This is a genomic window from Desulfocurvibacter africanus subsp. africanus DSM 2603 (assembly GCF_000422545.1).
Lineage (GTDB): Bacteria > Desulfobacterota > Desulfovibrionia > Desulfovibrionales > Desulfovibrionaceae > Desulfocurvibacter > Desulfocurvibacter africanus.
On sequence record NZ_AULZ01000019.1, the window covers coordinates 56,085 to 69,966 of the forward strand.

Sequence of the window (13,882 nt, forward strand, 5' to 3'; positions counted from 1 at the left end):
TTTCTAACTCGATAATCTAATGTCTGGCAGCCGAATTGGCGGTCAGGGCTCCCTGGTAACGCGCACTGTCAGGGTTGGCGCTGATGGTCAGGCGGGCGTGGGAAGAAATCCCGGCCTGGGGAGCTTGCTCAGGGTTTGAGCGTCCAGTGCCGAGCCGGTTCGGGGCATGGCCGGACTGCTTTACATGGCATGTCCCAGCACATAAGTTCTTATGTTGATCGAGGCCTTCCAAGCTGAAGAGGCCGAAGCCATGCTGGGCTCGCTCCGGTTGGTCGCAAGAGGCAAGGGGGAAGCATGAGCGGTGCTGCGTTTCTTGGGGTTTGGCTCGGTGCGGCCATCGTGTCGGGTGTGCTCATCGGCGCGTTCATCCGCGCGGGATCGACAGAGCGGGAGAAACCGGCGCGCGGCGGTTGCTCGTCGGAGAAGGCGAGGAAGTCTTCCACATGATATTTCATTTCCGTGGACTGGTGTTTCCCCGCGGGGCCGGACGCTCGGATCCGCCGTCCGGGCCTGCGTGAGCCGGTCCCGGACCGGGAGGAATCAAGGACCGAAACGTCAATGTGGAAGCACTCCGGCAATGTGTGGGAAAAAGTCCCGCACGAATCGTTCCGCCACGTCCTCGGCCGACATGGCCGAGCCTTCGCGGGCGACGAGAATGCGCACGAATGCTGAGTCCTTGCGCCCGTGGCGGAGCGTGGAGACGATCTCGGCCAGCTTGAGGGCGTATTCGTTCGTGATCTGCCTGCCCATGACCTGGAACCAGTACAGCACGAGCATGCTGGTGCGCTCCCTGGCGTACACGGCCCTGACAAGCTCAAGAGATCGCCCCTGCACGTCAAGGTGGACCGTGCCGCCCTCCATCTGATGCCATCCGCTGCCGGGCATGCAGTTGCGCGGCGAATGGATGCCGCCGCTTTCAATCCCGTCATGGTACCCGATGTACAGCTCGACCTGTTCACCTGCGGGCCCCATGTAGGTCCGCGAGATGTAGTCCGTGGGCTTGAGGATATCGAGCACGTGCTGGCTGAAGGTCGCGGAGGAGGTCATGAGCCAGCCTGCGTGCGCCGTAGGCAAGCGGTCGAGGCGCACCTCGCCGGCATGGAGCGACGATCCGCGGGCATAGAGGAAAGACCAGGAGGCCAGGAGAAGGAGCATGGCGAGGCCGGTGCGCAGGCGCATGTTCATGACCGCACCCTCCGCAGGAGAACTCCAAGGCCGAGAACCATGATCATGGCTATGACGAAAACGAACAGTCCGGCGAATTCATGAAAGAAGCCCTCCGCGGCCTGGGATCCCAGGTGCCGGGCCAGCAACCCCGTGCACACGACCCGCAAGGCGTTGGTCGCGACGGCGATGGGAACGGTCGCCGCCATGAGCAGCAGCCGTGACCAGCCCGGGAAGGGCTGGATGAAGGCGTAGGCCGTTCCCAAGGCCGCCAGGGAAATGAGGGAGCGCAGGCCGCTGCATGCGTCCGCCACCTCCAGCGTCACGTTCGGAAATATCAGGATGTTGCCTTCCTGGAGCACGGCCACATCGAGCAGCTTGAGGCTTGCCACGGACAGGTCCGTGACCAGGAGCTTGAGCGGGAAAGCGGCCGAATTGTAGACGATCTCCGGAATAGGCACCATGAACACGAGGTAGGCGAGCGGCAGCAGGGAAAGCTTGAGCACTCGCCAGCCCAGGAGGAGCAGCAGCAGCCCGGCCAGGACCACGAGCAGCGAGGTGCGCTGGGTGAAGTATTCGCCGGCCAGGGAGCCAGCCAGCAATTGCGCGAGCCCGAAGGCCAGCACGCCCAGCCCGATCCAGGCCGGGCGTATCTCGGCATCGCGCAGCCCGGCGCGCCGGCAGTAGAGGAAGTACGCTGAAACGAGCGGCACGAGGAAGCCGTGGGAGTAGTCGTCATAGTGCATCCACACGGCGACCATGCGGCTGACCACCGGCGCGTAGAGCGCTGCCACGCCAAGCAGGACGAGGGTTAACTCGGGCCAGTGGCTGCGCAAGGCATTACCCAGGGTGAGGGGCGCGGAGGCGCTCCGGGCCATGGACATGGTCATGCTCCTCCCAAGGCTCACGAGACGAGCCTGTGCTTGCGGATGAGATCATAGAGGGTGGGCCGGCTGACTCCCAGCGTCTTGGCCGCCTTGGAGATATTCCCGTCGCACTGGCGCACTGTGCTCTCCACGAGATCCTTTTCGACCAGCTCGCGCGCCTCGCGCAAGGTGTTCGCTGACAGGGGCGAAGGGCCGTCGCCCGGATCGGGGGTACCGGCGTCCAGGGCCAGGTCCTCGGGTTCGATCACCTTGCCGCTGGCCATGATGACCGCCCGGCTGATCTTGTTCTCCAACTCGCGGACGTTTCCCGGCCAGCGATAGGCGCGCATGCTTTCAAGAGTGCCGGGGCTGAAGCGCAGTTCGGGCTTGCCCGCCGCCTTGCCGAAATGCTCAAGGAAGTGGTTGGCGAGCATCTCGGTATCGGACCCCCGCTCGCGTAGCGGCGGCAAGCGGATGATTACCCCGTTTATCCTGTAATAGAGGTCTTCCCGGAAGGTGCCGTCAGCGATACGGCGCGCGAGGTCCCGATTGGTGGCCGAGACCACACGGATATCCACGTGGATGTCTTTGCGGCCGCCCACGCGCTGGAAGCTCTTTTCCTGCAGAAAGCGCAGGAGCTTGACCTGCATCTCGGGGGGCAGCTCGGCGATTTCGTCCAGGAAAAGCGTGCCGCGGTCGGCGTACTCGGCCTTGCCACGAACCTGCGAGTGCGCGCCGGTGAAAGCTCCGCGCTCATGGCCGAACAGCTCGGATTCGAGCAGCGCGCCGGGAATTGCCCCGCAGTTCACGGCCACGAGGGGCCCATTGGCGCGCATGCTCGCCATGTGCACGGCTCGGGCGATGAGCTCTTTGCCGGTTCCGGACTCGCCGAGAATGAACACGGGGAGGTCCGAGCCGGCCACCTTGACGATGGTTTGCAGGATTTGGAGCATGGCCGGGCTGTTGCCTACGATGCCATACTGTTCGTTCGGGCTTGGCGGCGCCTTGTGCCGCCGCCGGTTCTCGGATTCCAGCGAATGCACATGCAGGGCGCGGTTGATGATCACGCGCAGCTCGCCCAGATCCAGGGGCTTCTCATAGAAATCGTACGCTCCGGCATCGATGGCCTGCAGCGCCCATTTGCGGTCCGCCTTGCCGGTTATGACCACGACCTTGGCCCGTGGAGCCAGCTCCAGCATCTTGCGCAGACAGCGAAACCCCTCCTGGGTCCCATCCTCGTTGGGCGGCAGCCCAAGATCCAGGGCCACCACCTGGGGCCATTTGCGGGAGAAGAGGCGCAAGGCCTCGTCCGCGTCGGAGGCGAGAAGGATTTCATAAGGCTCCTTGGAAAGTCCCCAGCGGATTTGCTTGCGGATGTCCTCGTTGTCGTCGACCACAAGGATCGCATCGCCGAGCTTGGCCTGTCTGGTCATTGTGCCTCCCTGACCGCAAGCTCCTGGTGGACCCGCGCGTCGGATCCCGGAAGACGGACTATGAATTCGGAACCCGCGCCAGGCGAGCTCCTGACCTCAATGCCTCCTCCATGGGCCTGGATGATGTGCCGCGAATGGTATAGGCCGATGCCCAGCCCCTTGTTCTTTGTCGTCTGGAAAGGTTTGAAGAGCCGGGTGCGGATGAACTCCGCGTCCATTCCGCAGCCCTGGTCACGCACAGCGAGCATGGCCTCGCCGTCTGATCCGCCGCGCACTTCGACCTCCACCGGGCCCTTGCCCCTGGTCGCTTCAGCGGCATTGAGCAACAGATTGAGCACGACCTTGCGCATCTCTTCCCGGTCCAGGCCCAGGACTACCCGTTCACCCCGGATGGCCACGGAAATGCCAGCCATCGCGGCGGCCTCCTCGACCAGGCCCAGGACGTCTGTGGGCTGCTTCCACATGTGGACATCCTCGGGAATGTCCTTGAGCTTGCTGATGAGGATCTTCATCCGTGATATAGTGCTGTCCAACGAATCGAGCATATCCGTCTGGAAATCCCGGTTGTTGATGTACTCGCGGGCGTTCTCGGTCAAAAGCGACAGGGTGTGCACGAGGTTCTTTAGGTCGTGCGCGATGAACGCCGAGACCCTTCCCAGGAGCTCCATCTCCCTGGACTGGGCCAAGGCCTCAGCCAGGCGCAGGCTTTGGATGGCTGATGACGCATGGTTGGCCATGGATGCCATGAGCTCGAAATCCTCCTGGTCATAGATCTCGTGTTCAATGATCGCAGGCCCGAGAAAGACGATGCCGACCATTTCCCCATGGGCCGTGAGCGGCACGGCGATGCGGAGGCTGCTCTGTTCTCCCTGACCGTCCCGGAGCTCCCCTGATAGTTCCAGGGGGTAGCCCTTTGAAGCCAAGGTCCGCACGAAGGGGTCCTTGGCCTGGAGGAGGGTCGGGCAGGCCTGGTGCTCGACGTTCTCCACAGGGAAGAAGTCCCCCTGGTTCAGGTCCTTGAGATAGAGCACGGCCGAGCGCAGGCCGAAGACCTCGCAAAAGCTGAGCAGGATGGAGGCATGGAGCTCCTGCGGGTTTTTGGCTGCGGCGAGCCGCCTGGCGACGAGCATCCATTGTGAGCGATAGTCGTACTTGTCCTCATAGAAGTGGCGCTGGATGAAGTCCCGTATGCGACATCTCAACGATTCGGACAGCACAAGAATGAGCAGGGCCAGGCCACAGAGCAGTGCCAAGGCCATAATGAGCGAGGCCTGCAGCGAGTCGTCCAGGACTTGCCTTCCGGCGCTGAGCAGTCCGAAGGCAAAGAGGTAGGCGCCGAAGGCGAAGAGCACGACTGACTTGTAGGCCATTGGAGGCGAGACGCTGACCCGCACTCCCCCTCCGCGCTCGAAGTGCGAGTACGCCACCATGAGGATGCCGCAGGCCAGCCCCAGAGACCTGACGGGCAGCAGAGAGAACTTCAGATGTCCGAGCAGAAAGGCCTGACTGTAGAAAAGCAGGCTGGCCACGAGGGCTACGCCGCAACCGAGCACCGTGAACTTGATCTTCCAGCGGTCCGCATGGGTGCTGGCCAGCAGAGTCGTTTCCAGCCGGATGAGCGTCAGCAGTATGCTCAGCGTCAGGGCGGCATAGAAAACCAATGCTGTGACATGCAGATGGATGAACTGGCTGCCCGCCAACTGCAAGGCGAAGAGCCTTTCGGGTCCAAGGAGCACGGGGACAGCGGGCAGGATCGAGAAGACAGCCAAGAGGAGCAATGCCTCCAGGGAGCGCCTGGTCTTCCCTCGTGCGAACCTCTGGCTCATGAGCAGCCAAAGGGGGGCCAGCAGCCCCTCGCCGACCATTGCCGCCCTGCGCAGCAGGGGAGCCCGGTATGGAATGGCCAGGGACATGGCGTCGAGCGCGTCGATGGTCGCCATGACCAGCAGGGCCGCCGCAAGGAGCATAGTGCTCCTGGAGCGCTCACGCCAGGCGAGGGTGGAGATCGCGTAAAGCGCCGCGAGGGACAAGCAGGTCATGGAGAGAACGGTATGCAGCACGTTGATCCTTGTCGGCTATCTTGTGCGTGCCGGGTCCGTGAGGCGTGACAATTGCTCAGGGCGGACCGCCTCGCGCTCCTGCTCCGGATCCTTCTTCCCGCCGATCATGAAGCCGCCGGCGCCAGGAGCGTGTCGATCGGGCGTGGGACGGGCTTGTGGAAAATGCGCTCCGCTGGATTCGAAAACCCCGGGCAAAGGCGCGCCGCGGGACGTACGCAGCTGGCCGTTGCGGAGGAACTCACAGGCCTCCATGGGAGTTCCCTGCGTTGTGCATCCATTGCAGCCTTCGATTATCCGTTCCTGCCAATCGATGACTTGCAGCAAGGATCGCTGACAGCTCCATGTCCTATTCTTCGTGGTCCGTCCGGCCTCAAATCGAGAGGACATGACGGGAGACAGCGATGCTAGTCCGCGCTTCATGCCGCCTGGGCGCAATGCTGGCCGAGTTCCGTGAATATGCATCATTTTCATCGCACCTGCAGGAACCTCCCTTTGTCCCGCCTCCAGATCATTTCCGCTCCCATTCCCTTTTCAGACCTGGGTCGCAGAAGAGAACGGAGGACCAATGCAATCTATACGACAATCCACTAAAAAATTACAAGCTCGTTACAGGAAAAGACTTGCATTCAGTCCGACAATTTGGAATCACCCTATACAGTGCGCGCATTGTGTGCGTCTTCCGATTGCCTCTTCGTAGATGCGCGTCTCAGGGTGAGACGAAACAGCGAGGTGCGTATGACAGCAATTCGAGCGCTCATGCTCATGATGACCGTGTGGGTTTTGGCTCCGGGCGTGGCGATATCCGCGAGCGCTGCTGATTCCGGTAACTTCAAGCTGGGGCCGGGAGATCTGATCGAGATCTCAGTCTGGGAGGAGCCAAGCCTGACGCGGTCCGTACGGGTGCGGCCCGACGGACTGATCTCCTTTCCCCTGGCCGGGGAGGTGCAGGCCAGCGGCAGGACCGTGCCCGAGGTCCAGGTCGAGCTGGAAAAGCTCATCCGCGCCTTTGTCCCCGATGCTCCGGTGACGGTCATGCTGGTGGAGCTTGCGAGCAAGAAGATCTATGTCCTCGGCAGCGTGCAGACCCCCGGAGTCATTCCGCTGTACGAGCCCATCCGGGTTCTCCAGGCGCTGTCCCGGGCAGGCGGTCTGGACCAGTATGCGAGCGACGACATCATCATCCTCAGGGAGACCGAGAAGGGACAAGTTGTCCTGGAGTTCGACTATGATGAGGTCTCCGGGGGCAAGAAACTGGAGCAGAACATCTTTCTGCAATCCAACGACACCATCGTCGTGCCCTGATCCGGCCGGACTGGCATGATCCCGAGCAAGCTTGTGCCGCCAAGCGCCATCTGGCGCGTCCTGCCATTCATCCTGTGCATGGCCTTGCCGAACGCGGCCCGGGGGGATTGGGCCTGGGAGGCTGTCCCGAAGCTAGTCAACGAGTTCGCCTACGATGACAACATCCTCTACGAGGGCGAGTCGGGCCTGGAGTATCAGCTGTCGCCCGCGATCCTGCTCTCCGGCCAGGACAGGCGCACAGGAGCCAATTTGTCCGCGAGGTTGGCCGTGTTTCGCTATCTTACCGATAGTGGGGTGCGTTCTGATTTCAATCGGACCAATCAGTACTACGCTACTGACGTTTTGCATCAGGCTGCGCGGCGACTTACTGTCGGTGCCTTCGCATCGCTGAGCATCACTGACAGTACTACGCAGGCGATCGAGGAAACTGGGATAGCTGCCGACGACAGCAAGGTCCACGCTTTCACCATCGGCTCCCGCGCCAATTGGGGTCTTGATCGCTTGAGCAGCCTAAGCCTGAGCTATGGGCTTGACGGCTACATCTACGAGAGCGGCAATTTTTCCGACAGCCTGCGGCACAAGGTCTCGCTCGGGCTGACCCGGTCGCTGGACGCCAGGACAAGCGGATCGGTCACCACCTCCTACGAGAACTACCGCTTCAATATTGGCGAAAACGATACTGCCACGAGTCACACAGGAGCACTGTACTTCGGGCTCGGCCATGCGTTCAGCTCCAGGCTGCTGGCAGAGGCCAGCCTGGGTGGCGGAGTAGTGCACTCCGACCAGAGCGAGGACTCGTCCTACAATGCTCTGGGCTCAGCAAGCCTGTCCTACTCATGGCGCCAGGCTGATGCCCGATTCGCCTTGAGCAGGTCCTATGAACGTTCGGTGCTTGATGAGGTTCTGCTGGTGGATGCCGTGACCTTGGGAACGAGCTACCGCCCCCTGGAAGATCTTGCTCTGTCAGTTGGCGCAGTCTACAGGCAATCGCAGAGTACTGACTCTGATGACGCGGAGGTCTCTGACTACTTTTCCGTGTACGAATCCGTGGGTTACGCATTATCGCAAAACTGGACGTTATCCCTTTCGCACACATACTCGCACGTGGATTCATTGTCGGATGAGCAGGGCAGCAATCGCTTCATCCTGTCTATCTCCTGGGCCAAGGCCTTTCCCCTATAGAGCAGATTGCTTTAAGACGCCCGCTCCGGCGTTGACGGCGCAAGTGAATTGCGCCTACGCCTACGCGGCTGCAAGCCATGCCGACGCATGGCTTGCAGAGCATTTTCAAAAGCAAAATGCTCTAACGGCCGCCGCCGCGCGATCCTCCCATCCACGTTCATGAGCTTCTCCCGTAACGGCGCAACCCGCAAAATGGCTTCCGAGAATCCCGGCAGCATGGCTCTGAGGCTGGAGAGTCTCCGGGGATTTCCTCCATGTCATGTCTACATGTAGGCGGCTTTAACAGCTGGTGTCGGTCGGTTTTACAAAAGAGCGGGCGGTCAAGGGGCTTTTTAAAATAAATATATTAAAAATCAATATATTATACGCAGGCACCCTCCTTGCTAAACAGAGTTAAACTTAGAGGCCGGTTGGTGGCTGAAACAGAAATTTCTTTAGGAGGTGGTTTATGAGGCGTTTGATGTCGGCTGTTATAATCTCACTTGTCATGCTGGTTATCTCTGCGTCACAGGCTGCTGCAACCGCTTGGGTGGATGTGTATGATCCTTATGATGTTAAGTTGGATAGCTATAGACCATATACATACACGCACAATCTTATCGAGCATGGATTCACTCCGGGTGAGGACCTCATCACCAACGCTGAACTGTCCATCAATCTTTATGATGACTCTTGGCACGACGGTTGGGAGCTGGCGAAAATCGACTTGGTTGGGTATTTCTTCGAAGATACGACTTATGACTTTTCCTACGAGGATCTTGAAATCGGCCTTAGCCTCCTCGGCCTGCTGAAGCTCAATCTGGATGGCACGTTGACGGTTGCGATTACCCGAGCGATTGGAGACTTCATGTTCGGCGACTCGACTCTGACCGCTTGGGGTTACGATAATACCCCAGTCCCCGAGCCCTGCACCATGGCTCTGCTTGGCGCGGGCATGGGCATGATCGGGCTTGCCCGCTACAGAAGGCGGCGCGGCCTAGAACTCTGATCGCCGGGTTGCTCAGGTCCGGCGATCCGAGCTTGGCCCGAAAGCGCTTGGGACCTGAAAAGCCGAATCGTTTCCTTGCAGTAAACCGGCAGGGTGTAACAGCCCTGCCGGTTTTTTTTGATCCGGGCGCAAATCACTGTTGGCCTGATGCCTGACGCCTGACGCCTGACGCCTGACGCTATGGACCTTCACGGCCAAGTTGTCGGGGAGCAGGTCAGGTGCAAAAGCGGAGCGTGGTCTTGACTTGAGGCGGGGCTGGAATCACAGCCCTGGCCCCTTTCTGTTTCGGCGGCCGGTTTCAAACTCCAAACACCGCCAGGCTTGAGCCTGGCCCAAGCCTGGCGCACGGATGCTTCGCATCCGCGAACCATCCTGGGCTGTCGTCACGGGAAATCCATCGCCTGCGGCAGGTGCGGTGAGGCCATCTTGCCCGTGGAAAACCGATCGTGGCTCATCAGCCTGGGCAGAGGTAGGTGATTTCATGGAATCGTGCGATCAGGGTTGGGCACGGGCGAGTGCTCGCTTCAGGCGAATGAAGGAAGTGGTTGTAGTAGTTTTCAAGCTGGTAGCTGGTCCAGAAGTCGGCATCCGACAGGGCTTCCGTGTTAATGTCCAATGCCTTCAGAATGTATGCGACCTCGAACCCGGTGGGATGGTATGAAAAGCAGTAGCAATTATTGGCCAGGTCGGACAATGGGATTTTGATGAAGTTCTTTGCGCAGCGCTCTGCCTCCGGTAGAAGTTCCTTTTTCGTGTTTGCTCCGAGCTTCCAGGCCATGGCCAAGGGAAACAAGGTGTAAGGCAGATATCCCACGGTCGCTTCGGATTGGGTCTTGCGTTCGGTCAAGAGAAGCCGAATCAGGTCGCGAGACTCGCGACCTCGTTTGGCCATAAAGGAACGCGGATTGATCTTCATGTGAATGAGGTCCTTCGCGTACCAGGCATGCCGATGTACGTTGGCGAAGAAGCGGTCGCAGGTGCTCAGAAGATTCTCATCGTTGGAAAGCTTGGCCACTACAAGGCTCATGACGCCGAACCACAACTGCTGGTTCAATGACGAGTGGATCGGCCCGGTTGTGCCATCGATGTTGAGTATGGCCCAAAGATTCACGGAAGGCTCGAAATGGTGCTTCAGGGCAAGCCTCCTGGCTACCTCCAGGTAATGGTGGTCCTCCAGGCATCTGCAGGCCGCGACCAAGGCCTCCATGACCCAGGCCTGCCCGACGATTCCGTTCGGAAAGGAGCGATTGGCGTTCAGGATCATGAAGCTGGCGGAGAAGGGGCAAAATCTTTGCTCCAGGATCGCCTTGATCGATCTGTACACCAGGTCCTTGTAGGCGCCGTTCCCTGTAAGGGCGTATGCCTTGGCATTGGTTACCGCCCAGTGACAGGTGTTCCTGGCCGGAGTCTCCATCTGTTCCCAGGGGCCGTTGTATCCCGGAGGGTAAAGCCCGGCCTTGCATAGATGTATTCCTCTTTCGGCCGCAGTGACAATGAGCTCGGGTATGTTCATCGCAGTTGGCACCTGATGGTTGAGGGGCTTGGCATTCAGTGGGTTTCGGGCCGCGCCGGACGGCATTGGAGGTGCGGAACGCGCGACAAGCTCATGACGGTCCGGCCAATGGACAGTGGCTGACAGTGGCTGACGATGGTTGACGCATGGCACGGTGCGGCATCAGGTTAAGTGTGATTGCCGGGCCGAACGGTTGTCAGGTTTTCCAGTATCCCGGCCAGCTTGGTGGTTTCTGCTTTACGCTCGTAGGGAGACAGATCCAGGGACTTGTCTAACTTGAGTTCTCCCTGCAATAGGGAATGCAGGACCTGCTTGATTCCCGCCACATCATCCTGCCTTACGCATATGCCTGCCTTGCATTCGTTGATGAGCTCATGGACCGCTCCTGCATCCGTAAACGCCAGGATGGGCTGTCTGGCCGCAAGATAGTCGAAGCTCTTGGATGGGATCATGATTTCTATCCGCGGCTGGAAAAGCAACAGCAAATCCGAGTCAACAGCAGCCTGCAGCGCTTGTCTGTATGGAACGATCCCATGGATGGTGACGATATCCTCCAGGTTGAGCCGCTCGACAGTCTCCGCCAGCCCGTCAAAGTGTGGTCCATAGAAGTCGACTCTCATCCTTTTGGACGACGCACTGTTTTCCTTCAGGACTTCCGCCAGGGCGCAAAGAAAACGGCTCGGGTCACGTCCGATGTAGAACTCGCCCATGTGGCTTATGACGAGGCGATCGTCCGTTCGTTTCCTCGTGGGAACATCGTCCGAGTCATAGCCATTGAAGATGACATGGGCCTTGGATTGAAGTCCAAGATCGGGATTGTCGATGCACAACTGCCGGCGGGCCTGTTTCGTGGTGCAGATGATGGCTGCCGAGCGGCGGAGGATCATGCGCTCGATACGGGTATTCAGCCACAGGATATGGGGAGGCACAGGCTTGACCCCTTCCCTGGAGAAAAAGGTCCACAGATCGCGACAGTCAAGAATGAGCGTGGCTCCCGTGATGCATGAAAGGATGTAGCCGACGGCTCCCACGGAAAACGGAGGCACCGTGGCGTATATGTGCTTGATATGGTTGCGGCGCATGATGCCCAGTCCGGCAGCGACCGCCGGAATGATCCACCCGTTCATGCGGTCGGGGATATTCAGGGTCGAGGCGAGATCCCTGGCAACCTGCCGCAGCCTGGATGTCGCTCCGCCATTCGAACCGGTCCGGTCGTCTCCCTCCGCCTGATGCGCGCCCGGCTGCGTTCGTCTTAGCCTCAGGATCAATTCCCACGGCGTTGTCCACTGCGGCGCGCGTATGACATTCGCCTCGCCGACATCCTCAAGCCGCCCCGGATCAATGGCATCATATGCTTCCGGCTTGACGGTCAGGACATGCGGCCGCCAGCCTTGCCCCGGCAGGTACTTGACGAACTTCTGGGTCCGAATCGCACCCACCGCGGCATCTGGCGGGAAGTGGTAGGCGATCATCAGCAATGGCTTCATGTGGCTGCCCCAGCTTGTGCGGGTCTCTTGAAGAGGGCTCGCCTCAACTCGAAGAAGCGTCTGCGCTGGAACAGGATCATGAACCCGGCATAGCAAAGGGCGCCTGCGCTGCACTCCACCAGGAAGAAACCCCATGTGAGCGGGCAATCCGAACTTCTGCGCAAAGCGATGATGAAGGCTGTCATGAGCAGGCTTCCAAGTGTTGCCGGTAGGAGCGTAGCCGCGTACCGCAGGAGAGGCAGACCGATCTCCCGGCAGGTCGCGTACATGAGCGTGAGGGCTACGACGGGGTAGGCGATAGCCCAACCTGCCGCTACGCCGTTGATGCCATGCAATGATGCTCCGATCCAGAAAGCCGCAAGCATCACTATGGTGAGCAGGATATTATAGTAGACGAGAAATGCCGTTTTGTTCCGGGCCAACAGAATCGGAGGAAAGAGGATGGCTATTGACCGGACCAGCCCGATGATGGAGAGGAGTTTCAGCGGGATGATGATTGGCAGCCATTGTTCAGTAAGAAAGAGCAGCACGAAATCATCGGCGACCGCGAAAATGCCAAATGCAACCGGAAAGGTTATTATGCTCAGGTACATCGTCAGGTGTGAAAGGTACTTCGCCAGTGAGGATGTATCGTTTTGAAGCTCGGAGAATGCAGGGAGACATACAGGATTGATGATTGCAGTGATTTTCTCCGTGGGCAGCAGAGCAATTTTGAATGCGAGCGAATAGAAACCGAGCAGTTTATCGCCAAGCAGCTTGCCGATGATGAAGAAATCGGCATTGCTGTAGGTATACCACAGCACCCTTATGAGCATGACCTTGACCCCGAAGCTGGCCAAATCCAGGGCCTGGCCCAGACGCCAGGAGGGCAGCACCTTTCTTGGGCTGAGCATATTCGCGAGAAGGGCCATCAGGCCTTGCTGCAGCATGAAGCCAGTGACAAGGGCCCAGACCCCGAATCCCATGACGGCCAGGACCAGGCTCGTAATGCCGCCGAGAATGACGGTCAACGCTTCTGCCTTGGAGATGACGCTGAAGCGCATCTCCTTGGCCAGGAGGCTCCAGGGCACGGCTCGCATGCCTCCGAAGAAAAAGCTGATTGCCAAAACCCGGATGATCGGCTCCACGCGTTCGGAATCGAAGAAGCCTGCAACCGCTGGCGCTAGGATTTGGGCCAGACCGCAGAGGACGGCTGACACGGCCAAGGCGAACCCGTAGGCACTCCTGAGGGCACTGTCGCTCACCTTGGGCTCGCGGATGATGCTGCTGCCAATGCCGATTTCGTTGATGAGATTCAGGAAGCCGGTGAAGACCATGGCCATGCCGATAAGACCGTACTCCTCCGGGAGTATGAACCTGGCGAGCATGATGGACACAAGGAAGGAGAAGCCTTGGGAGAGCATCTTCACCCCTGCCTGCCACATAACTCCGGAGAGGAACCTTTGCTTCAGACTGGTCACTGGATTCTCGTTAAGATTCAGCTAAGGTAGATTATAGTGAACAAGGCTCGCGTTGCCCTGCAAAAAGCCACGAGAATTCCTGATCACCAGGTGTCCGTCTTGGACGATGATTGGCTTGGAAGAGTTTTTACGCGAGACGGATTGAGCTTTGTAGGAGCGCCTGCCTGATCCGTTAGGAGACTGCCATAGGTGCTCGTCATCCAGGCAACCCGCTTGTCCGAATGCATTGTTAGGTGGAGAGAGTTAGTGTTCCTTGAAAAAGGGCAAAGGGTGAACGTAGACATACGAACAGCTTATGCATATTGCGGGTGAAATAGTCAATCGGGCCGATAAAAAAGTGGCTAGCACGCCAGCTGGCCTGCCGGTGACCGCTTGGTCAACGACGCCTGATCTTCAAAGGTCGGCATCACCATCTTCGAAGCATGCA

Annotated in this window: 10 protein-coding genes; 3 read left to right on the forward strand and 7 right to left on the reverse strand. The window is 59.4% G+C overall.

Annotated elements, in window-relative coordinates:
* Positions 1-555: 555 nt before the first annotated feature.
* Genes H585_RS0113615 through prsK form a run of 4 tightly spaced genes read right to left on the reverse strand, consistent with a single transcriptional unit; the run spans position 556 to position 5,523 of the window.
* On the reverse strand, positions 556-1,185 hold the full coding sequence (locus H585_RS0113615; protein WP_027368220.1) for an exosortase C-terminal domain/associated protein EpsI: 630 nt from the start codon (positions 1,183-1,185) through the stop codon (positions 556-558).
* The gene (xrtA, locus tag H585_RS0113620; protein WP_027368221.1) at positions 1,182-2,048 is read right to left on the reverse strand and encodes an exosortase A; all 867 of its coding nucleotides are present in this window, start codon (positions 2,046-2,048) and stop codon (positions 1,182-1,184) included. Before xrtA ends, H585_RS0113615 begins: the two co-directional genes overlap by 4 nt.
* Positions 2,049-2,068: 20 nt before the next feature.
* Positions 2,069-3,463: a PEP-CTERM-box response regulator transcription factor gene (prsR, locus tag H585_RS0113625; protein WP_027368222.1), complete on the reverse strand. Its 1,395-nt coding sequence runs from the start codon at positions 3,461-3,463 to the stop codon at positions 2,069-2,071.
* Positions 3,460-5,523 carry an XrtA/PEP-CTERM system histidine kinase PrsK gene (gene prsK, locus H585_RS21525; protein WP_081678674.1) on the reverse strand — a complete coding sequence of 688 codons (2,064 nt, stop codon included), beginning with the start codon at positions 5,521-5,523 and terminating at the stop codon, positions 3,460-3,462. Before prsK ends, prsR begins: the two co-directional genes overlap by 4 nt.
* Before the next feature lie 735 nt (positions 5,524-6,258).
* On the opposite strand from prsK, the gene H585_RS0113640 reads away from it, so the two are divergent.
* From H585_RS0113640 to H585_RS0113650, 3 genes are all read left to right on the forward strand, one after another.
* The gene (locus H585_RS0113640; RefSeq protein WP_027368224.1) at positions 6,259-6,825 is read left to right on the forward strand and encodes a polysaccharide biosynthesis/export family protein; all 567 of its coding nucleotides are present in this window, start codon (positions 6,259-6,261) and stop codon (positions 6,823-6,825) included.
* Positions 6,826-6,840: 15 nt separating this feature from the next.
* Entirely contained in the window at positions 6,841-8,007 is a 1,167-nt protein-coding gene (locus H585_RS0113645) for a porin family protein (RefSeq protein WP_027368225.1), read from the forward strand.
* 448 nt (positions 8,008-8,455) lie between these two features.
* Positions 8,456-8,995, forward strand: coding sequence for a PEP-CTERM sorting domain-containing protein (locus tag H585_RS0113650; protein ID WP_027368226.1), 540 nt, complete (start codon positions 8,456-8,458; stop codon positions 8,993-8,995).
* A gap of 454 nt (positions 8,996-9,449) precedes the next feature.
* On the opposite strand, the gene H585_RS0113655 is transcribed toward H585_RS0113650, so the two are convergent.
* The 3 genes from H585_RS0113655 to H585_RS0113665 form a co-directional block, all read right to left on the reverse strand.
* On the reverse strand, positions 9,450-10,508 hold the full coding sequence (locus H585_RS0113655) for a hypothetical protein (RefSeq protein ID WP_138708193.1): 1,059 nt from the start codon (positions 10,506-10,508) through the stop codon (positions 9,450-9,452).
* 167 nt (positions 10,509-10,675) lie between these two features.
* Positions 10,676-11,995: a glycosyltransferase family protein gene (locus tag H585_RS0113660; RefSeq protein ID WP_027368228.1), complete on the reverse strand. Its 1,320-nt coding sequence runs from the start codon at positions 11,993-11,995 to the stop codon at positions 10,676-10,678.
* Positions 11,992-13,455: a lipopolysaccharide biosynthesis protein gene (locus H585_RS0113665; RefSeq protein WP_138708194.1), complete on the reverse strand. Its 1,464-nt coding sequence runs from the start codon at positions 13,453-13,455 to the stop codon at positions 11,992-11,994. The genes H585_RS0113660 and H585_RS0113665 overlap by 4 nt, the downstream gene beginning before the upstream one ends.
* Positions 13,456-13,882 lie beyond the last annotated feature (427 nt).